Here is a 12,670-nt window from a genome sequence, read left to right as displayed (position 1 = left end):
AATTAAAATGGCCATATTATTGGCACTAATAGTAAGGTTGTAATTAAAAATATTATTAGTAATGGAAAACCAACCTTAAAGTAATCCATAAACTTATATCCTCCTGAACTCATAACCATTGCATTGGTAGTTGTACCAATTGGGGTTAAAAAAGCAGTTGAGGCACTAATGGCAATAGTAATTAATACTGGTTCTGGTGAAATATTTAATTTATTTGCAGCTAATAATACTATAGGTGCCATTAAAACAGCTGTTGCAGAATTATTTATAAACTGACTAAAAGTAGTTGTTAAAATAAAAATGCCTCCAATTAATAGGATAGGGTTTTCTTTACCTAGAACACTAATTAATGAATTAGAAATCATTTCTGCAGCTCCAGTTTTTTGAATTGCTAAGCCCATAGGAATCATTGCAGCAATCATAACAACACTAGTAAAACTTATGCTTTTATACGCTTTTGAAAAAGGAACACAACCAGAAAATAAAACAATACCAGCAGAAATTAAAGCTGCTATAGCACCAGGTACTGCTTTTACAACTAGTAAAACAATCATAATTAATAAAGCCGCCAATGCAATAAAAGATTTGCCTGTTAATTCATCTACATCTTTAAGTAATTCTTCAGGTCTACCAACAACAACAACGTTTTTATGATTATTTTTTAATTTCTCTATATTTTCCCAAGGACCTCTAATAATGAAACTATCTCCAGAATTAACTCTAATTTCTTCATCTATAAAAGGTTTTCTATTTCTAGAAGTAGCTAAAACTTGTACACCATATCTTTTAAAATATTCTTGGATTTTAATCTTTCTTCCAATTAAAAATGATTTTGGAGTTACCAGAACTTCAGACATACCAACTTCTTGATTTATTAAATTGTGTCTTAATTCGCTTTTTGCAGATTCCTTTGGTAAAAGTCCTAATCTAAAAGTAATCATCAGTTTATTAATACTTTCTGTAGTTCCTTTTACAGTAATAATATCATGATATCTTAGTTCTGTGTCTTTTTCTGGAAGCTCTATAAAAGGTTGTGTACCTTTTAATCTATTAGGGTGTCTTCTTTTTAAACGAACAATGTTTATTTGATATTCATTTTCTAAATCCCACTCACTAATTTTTGTATTAATTAAAGGAGAAATTGATCTAATTCTTAATCTGTAATAATCATTTTCTATTTTATAAGCCTCAATCCATTCATGCAGGGTAGAATCTATATTAATGGGTTTGTTATTTGTTTTGTTTTTTGGTAATAATTTAAAGCCAATAAATCTAAAATATAAAATGGCTATGATTAAAAGGGGTAAACCTATTAAAGCAAATTCAAAAAAAGAAAAACCATCATAACCAGCTTCTATTAATGAGTTATTTACAATAATATTTGGGGGTGTACCTGTTAAAGTTAATAGACCACCAGTATTAGAACCAAAAGCAACTGGAATTAATATTTTAGAAGGCATTGTTCCAATACTCCATGCAGATGAAATTGTGGCTGGTAATAATGTAGCAACAGTTCCTGTATTGCTTACAAAACCAGATAAAACTCCAGAACCTAGTGTAATAATTATTAATAATTTTGGAACACTATTTTTTGCAAGACTTATTAATTTTTTTCCTGCTAAAGCAGTCCATCCTGTTTGTGAAAGACCTTCTCCAATTATAAATAAAGAAGCTATCATAATTACTGTTGGATTACTAAAACCACTTAGAGTTTCTTCTAGTGTTAATATTCCAACTAAAAACAAACTTAACATTGAAACTAAAGCCACAACATCAGGAGAGTATTTTCCCCAAACAAATAAAACAATAGTTATAAAAAGTATAATTAGCATTAATGTCATAATGACTTAAAATTTATATAGTAAATGTACCATCTATATAAAATGATTTTCATGATAGAAATCATAAAATTAAGAACTGATTGATTTTTATTAATATGTTAAAAATGTATGTATTATTTAAGAAATTTGAAAAACGAAATCGAAATAGAAATTTCTAATAACTAAATATTACTTTAAAAAAGATTATTTTTGATGATTAAAAAAAATATTTTTTTGGCTTTATTTGATTAGTTTGATAAATAAAAACTCATTTTTTTTAATTTATAATAAAAATTTACAAATATGAAACTCGATATTTTAGCTTTTGGTGCACATCCAGATGATGTAGAATTAGGTTGTGGAGCAACAATTGCAAAAGAAATTTCTTTAGGTAAAAAAGTTGGTATAGTTGATTTGACTAGAGGAGAGTTAGGCACAAGAGGCTCTGCTGATTTAAGAGATGAAGAAGCCAAAAAGTCTGCTGAAATTTTAGGAGTATCTGTAAGAGAAAATTTGGGTTTTTCTGATGGTTTTTTTAAAAACGATAAAGAACATCAGTTAGTTATTATAAAAATGATTCGAAAGTATAGGCCAGAAATTGTTTTATGCAATGCAATTGATGATAGACATATAGATCATGGAAAAGGAAGCAAATTAGTGTCTGATGCTTGTTTTTTAAGTGGTTTGTTAAAAATTGAAACTAAAGTTAATGATAAACTTCAAGAAAAATGGAGGCCCAATAATGTGTATCATTACATTCAATGGAAAAATATAAATCCAGATTTTGTTGTTGATGTCACAGGATTTATTGAAAAGAAAGTAGATTCAATTTTAGCTTATAGTTCTCAATTCTTTGATCCTAAGAGTAATGAGCCAGAAACACCTATAACAAGTAAAAACTTTTTAGACAGTATAACATATAGAGCAAAAGATTTAGGAAGAATAATAGGAGTGGAGTATGCAGAAGGTTTTACTTCAGAAAGATTTGTTGCTGTAAAAAATTTAGATAAATTATTTTAATTAATTCTTTTAGTAGAATTAAAAATAAATTATATTTGTACCCACAAATTAAATGGTGGTTGTAGCTCAGTTGGTTAGAGCGTCGGTTTGTGGTACCGAAAGTCGTGGGTTCGAGCCCCATCTTCCACCCAAAATTTAAAAAAGCCTTTTCAATATGAAAAGGCTTTTTTTAGTTAAGGGATATTTTAGGGGTATTTTAGGGGCTTTTTAATAAGAAGTTGTCAAATATTGAAGAGCTTTACTTTTATGACATCTGGTTAGGGATCCTTAAATCATTTAAGTTGTTATGCTTCTTCTAATAGAAATTAGGGGTAAGCTTTATTAACACACTCTCCAATACTTGATAAACTCTGAAAAAATTAATTTTCAATGAACTTCTTAGCTATGCTATTATGTTGTTTTATAGGGATTAAACAACATAATTTTAGGGGTGCATAGTATGTTTTAAAAAAGGTAAATCTATTATAGGGATTAAGTTTTACCTTTTTAAATAACTAATATTTTTAATGAACTTAGTTGGTTTTAACAATATGTAGTCTTTAACAACACTTCAAATGTAGTAATTATTTACCACAAAACAAGTAATATATATAAAAAATTATCAAATTTTTATTGTATTTGTTGTAATATACTGATAAACATTACTTTATAAATACTACAAATTATGATTTATTACCACAAATTATAATATATTGATGTTTAACTATAATTTATAATAAGTATTATAGATTTTTTAATAAAAATATATTGATATATTTTAAATAAAAAGGCCACCTATAAAAGGTAGCCTTGATTCAGGGGTATTAAGGGGATGTATTGTAATATTTTAGTATTCAGAATCTTTTATAAACTCTTCAATATTATTTAGTCTTTGAAGTATTTTCTTTGATAATCCTTTAAATTGATCTCTTACCAATTCTTTTATATGTTCTTCTATAGGAGAGTGTACTTCTTTTTGAACAGCAACATAAGAGTCTTTATATTTACCAACGCCTGTAAATAACCATAAGGGATCTATTCCTTCAATATTATCTAATATTGCTAGTAATATAGTTTCGTTAGGCTTCTTTGTGTAATTTACAACAGCACTGACCAATTGTTGAGAAACACCAATAAGTTCTGCGAACTTTCTTTGGTTAAGTCCTGAGTCATTAAACACTTTTATGACTCTATCTGCTCTATCTTTATCTACTTTTTTCATTTTGGGGTCTTCAAATGTAGTAAAAAAAAACCACAAACAATTATTTTTTTTAATTTTTTATTAAATATCCTTGAGTATGCTTATTATTTCAGGCTTTTTTCTACTAGATACTGGTACAGTAGTATTGTCCTGTAAAACTAGATAACCCCCATCAGATTTGATAAACTCTTTAATATATTCTTTATTTATCAAATAACTTTGATGGACTCTAATAAAATTATTGTCTTTTAATAAATCTGAATAATACTTAAGCGTTTTAGAAACCATTATTTTGCTTTTATCTTTAAAATAGAAAGTTGTGTAGTTACTATCTGACTTGCATTTTATAATATTATTTATATCTACAATTACTATTTTTTCTGAGGTATGTAAAGAAATTTTAGTAGGTATGTTATTTGGAGTTGTAACTAAATCATTTAAAATGTTTATTTGTTCTTCTCTTATAGCTAAACTATTCTTTGCCTTTTTAACAGATTCTTTTAAATCTTCTATAGAGTAGGGTTTAAGTATATAATCTATAGCAGCAAACTTAAAAGCTTTAATAGCATATTCATCACTTGCAGTAATAAATATTACTCTAGACTTTAAATTTGGTATCATTTCTAATATATCAAAAGCAGTACCATCTCCTAACATAATATCTAAGAATAAGATGTCTGGTTGTTTTTTTTGTAATTTCTTTACAGCTTCTATTATATGACTAGCACTACCTATAATTTCTAACTCCGTTAATTCATTTTTTATATCTTGAATTAACATTTGTAATGCGTTTATATTATCTTCTACTACAAATGATGTTATTTTGTCCATATTGTATGTTTTCTATTCTTTTTAATTAGAAATCAGTCTCTAAAGGTATTTTAAAACTTACATTAGTGCCAGTTATTATATCACCTTCTTTAACTTCAGATATATTAAAGTCACTGTATTTATATATATTATTAATTCTTTCTTTAGTTATTTTTAATGCTGCAGATTTATGGTTTGTTTCTTTTTTGTTATTAATAGATGTATTGAAACCTATTCCATCGTCTTTTATAGAACAATATAAAATGTTCTTCTTAATAGTAAAAGATATCTCAATATTTCCAAGCTCCTTATTTATAAAGGCATGATGAATTGCATTTTCTGCAAAAGGTTGAATTAACATAGTTGGTACAAGTATTTCTTCTTCATCTATATTATTTAAACTTGTTTTAATTGAATAACTAATTTTTTTTGAGCTCATTTTTTGTTCTAACTCTAAATAATTTTTTAATGCTTCAATTTCTTCTTTTAAAGTTATTTTGTCCTTCATAGAGCTATTAAGTATGCTTCTTAATAAACTTGAAAAATGATTTATAGAATTATTTAGTTCTTTTGTTTTTCCAGAATTACCCAAAGCTTTAATTCCGTTTAAAACATTAAATATAAAATGAGGATTCATTTGAAGCTGAAGTGCTTTTTGCTTTAGGGTTAATAATGAATTTTTCAACTCTAATTCATTAAGTTTCTTACTATTCTTTTTCTTGATGCTTTTAATATTAAGATCTACCAAAACATAACTAATAAAGACAAAAAGAATAAATGCACTAATTATAAAGTACACATTATAGTAAAAAGGAGTATTAATTGTAAAATTAATCTTTTTGATATCACTTTTTACACCATCAATTTTAGATTGCAGTTCTAGAGTATAACTTCCATAATCTAAATTTGCTAATTGTAATGAGTTGTTTTTACTCCAATTAGAGAAAGTATTATTGATTTTATACCTGTACAAAATATTTTTTGGTTTTAGCAAGTTTACTGTTTTGTATACAATAGATATAGAGTTTTCATTAGAATTCAAATTAAGATTAATATTCTCTTTTGATATATAATTTACTTCTTTAAAATTTACTTTAACACTCTCTAAGTGTAGATTAGGTTTACTGTTTCTATTATTTATGTTATATTTTTTTTGTTGATATAGGCCTTGATTGGTTCCAATCCATTTTGTGTTTTGGTTGTCATTAAAAACGTAATTTATATGATCCGTTTTTAAAGTATTGTATTTATTTATTTTTTGTAGAAATTTAAAATTGGGTAAAGAAAATATCTCTATTCCATTATTAATAGAACTAACCCACAATTCATTTTCGATAATTGAAATGTTATAAATGTTTTGAATAGTTTTTATAGGTTGAATTTTATTATCATTTAAACAGATTACCTTATTATTTGAAGCAGCTAATAGTTTTTCACCATCTATCTCTAAATCAATAAACACATCATTTGTTAGTAAAGTAATTTTTTTTGGTTGAATTAAATCATCAATTTGATGAAGTCCATTATTAGAAGCAATAAAAAATGAGTTATTTAGATAAACAATATCGTAAATAATTGAAAAATCTAATTTTGTATTTATTTGTATTGGTATTAGTTTTTTATTTTTTAAATGACAAATACCTTGATTTGTAGCAACAAAAACATCAGTACCTTTTATTATTACGTTAAAGACTTTTTTACTTTCATAAAAAACTTCTTGATTACCTTCTTTAACGATCAATCCTTTTGTTGTACCAACAAAAAGTTTTTGATTTTTAAATAGGAGAGAAGTGATTTTTTTAGAATTTACTCTTGTAAAGTCATCACCATCAAAACGAATAAGTCCACTATCTGTACCTAACCATAAATACCCAATATTATCTTGAGTGATTTTTAAAATATTAGTATTTGAAAGGCCATTTTCTGTATTGAATATTTTATAGGTCTCTTGTTGCGAAACAATTTGAGATACATAGAATATAGTAACAAGGACAATTATTTTTTTACAAAGGGTCATATACAAACTTACTAATTAAAATGTCACTATGCATTTTATTTGCACAGTGACATTACTTAAAACTACAATTTCCATTCCAAATTATTTCATAGCATATAACCTTTTGTTTTTTGTATCTGGTTCAATATGCTCTAATTCTCCATAAGGTTTAATTAATGGTTTTAATACAGTTAATCCTGTTGTACTTCCTTTAATAGTTAATGTACTGTTTTTTATAGACCAAGTCCATCTAAATTTTTCTAAAGGAATATTAATTTGTTTCATTTCTGTATTTAAAGATTCGTTTTGTTCTATAAAGTCCATAACTTCTTCTACTAGTTCAAAATTTGGAATTTCATCATCTGAATTATGATAGTCTAATTGAAATTTTACAGGTATCGTAAACTTGGTTGTATAGGCTTCTCCAATATATCTTTCTTCTTCATTATTTAAAGCTTCATACCAATTGATATCTTTTTCATTCGGATATTTTCTTGCTATTTCTTTTGATAAATCTACTTTTCCTGGTGAGTTTGCTGTAGGATAAAACACATAAAATGCCTTTGCTAAATAATGATTAGAAAACTCTCCATTAAAAATAGAGTAGTAAGGAGAAGCTACTACATTAGGTAATTCATCTGCATAAAAAGCATCTTTAAATGTTGCCATTAATTCAGTGTTTTCGCCTAAACCATTTGCATGTAAAACTATAGTAGTATTCCCATTTATGGTTTCACTTAAAATTGGTAATTCTCCTTTTGTAATACATCTTCTTAATGATTCTGTAGATACTTTATCGCCCTTAACAATTGTCTCTAAACTTAATCCTTTGTAAGGATTACTTTTATTTACAATATGAATTTCTCCATAAGATAAATCGTTTTTATGATTGTTTAGCCAATTCATAATTTCTTCTAAAGAATATTGACCTTCTACAACCTCAAAATTTTGTTGAGAAAAATAGTTTCTCGCATTTTGATAAAATGTTTCATTTCCAGAATCGTATCCTGCAATAAATACAATAGGATTTCTAGTTACAACTTCTTTTTCTAAACTATCTACATTGCTTTCTTCGATAATTACTGCAACTTTTTTATTTTCTTTTTTAATTGACGAGTTACAAGCAATAAAAATATTTCCTGCAATAAAAAGACTAGTAACAACAATCGATTTTCTAATTAAATTTTTCATGATTTCTACTTTTTTAAATGATTAACACTATAAAAGTAGTAGAGGAGTCAGGTAAAATTTACGCTATATTAGAATTCGTTTTACTTGAATTAGAATTCGTTAAAAAATCAATTTTTCTTTTAAATATTCAGCAGTATAAGAATATTTATTTTTAGCTAATGCTTCTGGAGTTCCTTGATAAATAAGATTACCTCCATTTTTACCACCTTCTAAACCTAAATCTATAATATAGTCTGCACACTTAATCAAATCAATATTATGTTCAATAACGATTATAGAATGTCCTTTTTCTATCAATGCATTAAAAGAAGCTAATAGTTTTTTAATATCATGAAAATGCAATCCAGTGGTTGGTTCATCAAAAATAAATAAGGCTTTGTCTTTGGTATTACCTTTAACTAAAAAAGAAGCTAATTTTATTCTTTGTGCTTCACCACCAGAAAGAGTAGAAGAAGATTGCCCTAAAGTAACATAACCTAAACCAACATCTTGTAATGGTTTTAATTTATTGGCGATTTTTGGCACTAAGTTTTCAGAAAAGAAAGTAACAGCATCATCTATGGTTAAGTTTAAAATATCATCTATAGATTTACCATCGAAAGTTACTTCTAAAACTTCCTTTTTAAAACGTTTTCCATTACAAACATCACATTCTAAATGCACATCTGCCATGAATTGCATTTCAATAGTAACTTCGCCTTCACCTTTACAGGTTTCACAACGTCCACCTTCTACATTAAAAGAAAAATGTTTAGGTTTATAGTTTCTAATTTTTGCTAATTTCTGATTCGAAAATAATGCACGAATATCATCATAAGCTTTTATATAGGTAACAGGATTTGAACGCGAAGAACGACCAATGGGATTTTGATCTATAAACTCAACTGTTTTAAGAGCATCAAAATCACCTTCAACTTTAGTGTGTTGCCCAATTTTGTCTCCATATCCAACCAGTTTTTTCTGCATTGTAGGATATAAAATTTTCTTCACTAAAGTACTTTTACCAGAACCAGAAACTCCAGTAATCATTGTTAAACAATTTAAAGGAAAAGTAACATCAATATTTTTTAAATTGTGTTCTCTTGCACCAGTAATCTGTATTTTGTTTTTTGATGTTCTACGTTTTGTAGGAACTTCTATTTTTAAATCTCCATTTAAATATTTAGCAGTTAAGGATTCAGAAGCTAAAATGTTTTCATAAGTACCCTCAGCAACCACTTTTCCACCATAAGTACCTGCTTCAGGGCCAATATCAATAATATAATCTGCAGCAGCCATAATATCTTCATCATGCTCTACAACAACCACTGTATTTCCTAAATCACGTAAATTTTTAAGCACTCCAATTAAACGTTCTGTATCTTTTGGATGCAAACCTATACTTGGTTCATCTAAAATATACATTGAGCCTACTAAAGAGCTACCTAAAGAAGTTGCTAGATTTATACGTTGACTTTCTCCTCCAGAAAGTGTATTAGAAGTTCTATTTAAAGTTAAATAGGAGAGACCTACATCAGTTAAAAACTGCAAACGATTATTAATTTCAGTTAGTAATCTTTTACCAATTTTTTCTTCGTATGTAGTGAGTTTAATTTCTTTAAAAAATAGTGCTAATTCGTCTAGAGGGAGTGTTACTAAATCAGAGATAGTTTTGTTATTTATTTTTACATAATTTGTTTCTTCACGTAATCTTTTACCTTGACAAGTATTACATTTAGTTTTACCACGATAACGTGATAACATCACTCTATTTTGAATTTTATAACTCTTTTCTTCTAATACTTTAAAAAAGTGATGAATTCCGTTAAAAGATCTATTTCCATTCCAAACTAGTTCTTTTTGCTTTTCTGTTAATTCGAACCAAGGTTTATGTATAGGAATATCAAATTGATAAGCTACTGCAATTAAATCTTCTTTATAATGCATATAAGAAGGCGTTTTAAAAGGAAATATAGCGTCTTCGTAAATAGATAATCCACTATTAGGGATCACTAAATCTTCATCAATACCAATTACATTTCCATAACCTTCACAAGTTGTACAAGCACCATAAGGATTGTTAAAGCTAAATAAATGTGTGTTTGGTTCTAAAAAAGAGATACCATCTAATTCAAACTTATTGCTAAACTCAGTTGTCTTTTTGGTTTCTAAGTTTTCTATAAAACAAACTCCTTTTCCTTCAAAAAAAGCTGTTTGTGTAGCATCTGCTAGTCTGTTGTAAAAATCTTCATCGTCTTTAGTGATAACTCTATCAACAACTAAATAGAGGTTTTCATTTTTATAAGCTTCTTTCGGAAAATCTGCAATTCTGTAAACTTTATCATTCCATTTTAAACGAGCATAACCTTGTTGTTCTAAAACTTGTAAAACAGTTTTTAGATCTCTGTTTTCATCAATTGAAATAGGAGCAAGTAATAAAAGTTTTGTGCGTTCTTCAAAGTTTTTAATAAAATTAACGACGTCAGAAACAGTATCTTTTTTTACTTCATCACCAGAAATAGGAGAGTAAGTTTTACCAATTCTTGCGTATAATAATTTTATATAATCGTATATTTCTGTAGAAGTACCAACAGTTGAACGAGGATTTGTAGAATTTACTTTTTGCTCAATAGCAATAGCAGGCGCAATTCCTTTTATATAATCTACTTTTGGTTTGTCTAGTTTTCCTAAAAATTGACGAGCATAAGAACTTAAACTTTCTACATAACGTCTTTGACCCTCTGCATATAAAGTATCGAATGCTAAAGAAGACTTACCAGAACCAGAAAGTCCTGTAATTACTACTAATTTATTTCTTGGTATTACAACATCAATATTTTTTAAATTGTGCAGTTTAGCACCTTTAATGATGATGTTTTTTTTAGGATTTACAGTAGAAATATCAGTCTTCATATATCAAAAAATAGAAAGTATAAAAATACTACTATTTTATGCTTTACTAAAAAAGTTATCAATTGAAAATGTTAAAAAAATTTGTTGAATTAAAATAATATTCTATATTTGATTTCATAAGAATCAGAAAATTAGCATACTATAGTTAAAAACTACTTTTAAAATTATTAAAAATTTAATTAGAGAAGAGCACTTTGTTCTTCCAAAAAGTAGTTATGATTCAAAAACAAATTATTCCAGATAGTAGTCTTGTTAATAGTTATATCAAAGGAGATGAGTCTTCTTTAGCTATTCTAATCAATAGACACAAGCAAAGATTATTTAGTTTTATATACAGTAAAGTACAGAATAAAGATATCACAGAAGATATTTTTCAAGATACTTTTATAAAGGTAATTAGAACTTTAAAAAGAGGTAATTATAATGAAGAAGGTAAATTTTTACCTTGGGTAATGAGAATTGCTCACAATTTAGTAATTGATTATTTCAGAAAAAACAATAGAATGCCAACTTTTCAAAATACTGAAGAGTTTGATATATTTTCTGTTTTAAAAGATGGTAGCTTAAATGCTGAAAAACAAATTATACAAGAACAGATTTTTGCTGACGTAAGAGAGTTGGTAAACGAATTACCAGAAGAACAAAAAGAAGTTTTAGTAATGCGTATGTATAAAGACATGAGTTTTAAAGAAATAAGCGAAAACACTGGGGTTAGCATTAATACTGCACTAGGTAGAATGCGTTATGCACTTATAAATATGCGTAAATTAATAGAGAAACATAAAATTATTTTAGTGAATTAACAATAAAGTAAAAAAAGCATCGTTACTGTATTTATAACCAAGTAATTAAACCAAGTATATGATGCAACTTTACTCAAAAAAGTCATCTGATTATAAGATGCAACCCAAACAAGAAACAGTTCAATTTTTGATTAATTTTTCCAAATCGCTAACTATTGTAAAAACCAAATCAAAAAATTTCATTGAATTGAATTTGAATTAAGAGTGGAAAAAGCTTCAACGTTGTTGAGGCTTTTTTTATGATTTAAGATTTTTATAGTATTCGTTTAAAACTGTTTTTCTACCTATAGTTTTAGTAATGATATCTTTATCTAAATCCCAACCTCGAGCAGGGGAATATTCACGACCATACCAAATAATTTGAAGATGTAAATCATTCCATAATTCTTTTGGAAATAATCTTTTTGCATCTTTTTCTGTTTGCACTACACTTTTACCATTAGACAAATTCCATCTAAATAATAATCTATGTATATGAGTATCAACAGGAAAAGCAGGTACATTAAAAGCTTGACTCATAACTACACTTGCAGTTTTGTGTCCAACTGCTGGTAATGCTTCTAAAGCTTCAAAAGACTGAGGAACTTCTCCATTATAGTTTTCAATTAAAATTTTAGACAAACCATATATTCCTTTGCTTTTCATTGGTGATAAACCACAAGGACGAATGATTTCTTTAATTTCTTCAACTGTCATTTTAACCATATCAAAAGGATTGTCTGCTTTTGCAAATAATAGTGGCGTAATTTGATTTACTCTAACATCTGTACATTGTGCAGACAGTAATACCGCGATTAATAATGTATATGGGTCTTTATGATCTAAAGGTATTGGTATTTCTGGATATAAGTTTTGTAGGGTATTTATAACAAACGATACTTTTTCCTGTTTTGTCATCTTAATATGAATTTAACACAAATGTAAGAACTCTATCTTTTTTAATCGATTATAATATTTG

General features: G+C 27.0%; 9 protein-coding genes and 1 tRNA gene. 3 read left to right on the top strand and 7 right to left on the bottom strand.

Going from position 1 to position 12,670, the window contains the following annotated elements; genetic code table 11:
- Positions 1–2: 2 nt before the first annotated feature.
- Entirely contained in the window at positions 3–1,832 is a 1,830-nt protein-coding gene (locus ACFOWD_RS10925) for an SLC13 family permease (protein ID WP_377410504.1), read from the bottom strand.
- A gap of 291 nt (positions 1,833–2,123) precedes the next feature.
- Here ACFOWD_RS10925 and bshB1 point away from each other — a divergent pair, with 291 nt between their 5' ends.
- Together bshB1 and ACFOWD_RS10915 are read left to right on the top strand one after the other, a co-directional pair.
- On the top strand, positions 2,124–2,840 hold the full coding sequence (gene bshB1, locus ACFOWD_RS10920) for a bacillithiol biosynthesis deacetylase BshB1 (protein ID WP_377410502.1): 717 nt from the start codon (positions 2,124–2,126) through the stop codon (positions 2,838–2,840).
- Positions 2,841–2,894: 54 nt separating this feature from the next.
- Positions 2,895–2,970, top strand: a tRNA-His gene (locus tag ACFOWD_RS10915).
- Between the two features lie 696 nt (positions 2,971–3,666).
- Here ACFOWD_RS10915 and ACFOWD_RS10910 read toward each other — a convergent pair.
- From ACFOWD_RS10910 to uvrA, 5 genes are all read right to left on the bottom strand, one after another.
- A complete protein-coding gene (locus ACFOWD_RS10910) occupies positions 3,667–4,041 on the bottom strand; it encodes a helix-turn-helix domain-containing protein (RefSeq protein WP_377410500.1) in 375 nt (124 codons plus the stop codon).
- A gap of 60 nt (positions 4,042–4,101) precedes the next feature.
- Positions 4,102–4,851 (bottom strand): LytR/AlgR family response regulator transcription factor, encoded by a 750-nt coding sequence (locus ACFOWD_RS10905; RefSeq protein WP_298992805.1) that lies wholly within the window; start codon positions 4,849–4,851, stop codon positions 4,102–4,104.
- Between the two features lie 25 nt (positions 4,852–4,876).
- Positions 4,877–6,847 (bottom strand): sensor histidine kinase, encoded by a 1,971-nt coding sequence (locus ACFOWD_RS10900; protein WP_377410498.1) that lies wholly within the window; start codon positions 6,845–6,847, stop codon positions 4,877–4,879.
- An 81-nt stretch (positions 6,848–6,928) separates the two neighbouring features.
- Positions 6,929–8,017 carry a hypothetical protein gene (locus ACFOWD_RS10895; RefSeq protein WP_377410497.1) on the bottom strand — a complete coding sequence of 363 codons (1,089 nt, stop codon included), beginning with the start codon at positions 8,015–8,017 and terminating at the stop codon, positions 6,929–6,931.
- A gap of 99 nt (positions 8,018–8,116) precedes the next feature.
- On the bottom strand, positions 8,117–10,909 hold the full coding sequence (gene uvrA / locus ACFOWD_RS10890) for an excinuclease ABC subunit UvrA (RefSeq protein ID WP_377410495.1): 2,793 nt from the start codon (positions 10,907–10,909) through the stop codon (positions 8,117–8,119).
- 215 nt (positions 10,910–11,124) lie between these two features.
- Between uvrA and ACFOWD_RS10885 the strand changes: the two genes are divergently transcribed.
- Entirely contained in the window at positions 11,125–11,712 is a 588-nt protein-coding gene (locus ACFOWD_RS10885) for an RNA polymerase sigma factor (protein ID WP_298992816.1), read from the top strand.
- 237 nt (positions 11,713–11,949) lie between these two features.
- On the opposite strand, the gene ACFOWD_RS10880 is transcribed toward ACFOWD_RS10885, so the two are convergent.
- Positions 11,950–12,609 (bottom strand): endonuclease III domain-containing protein, encoded by a 660-nt coding sequence (locus ACFOWD_RS10880; RefSeq protein WP_377410492.1) that lies wholly within the window; start codon positions 12,607–12,609, stop codon positions 11,950–11,952.
- Positions 12,610–12,670 lie beyond the last annotated feature (61 nt).

It is taken from the genome of Polaribacter marinivivus, from assembly GCF_042651285.1.
Classification (GTDB): Bacteria; Bacteroidota; Bacteroidia; order Flavobacteriales; family Flavobacteriaceae; genus Polaribacter; species Polaribacter marinivivus.
This window is presented reverse-complemented; position numbering and strand designations above follow the sequence as displayed.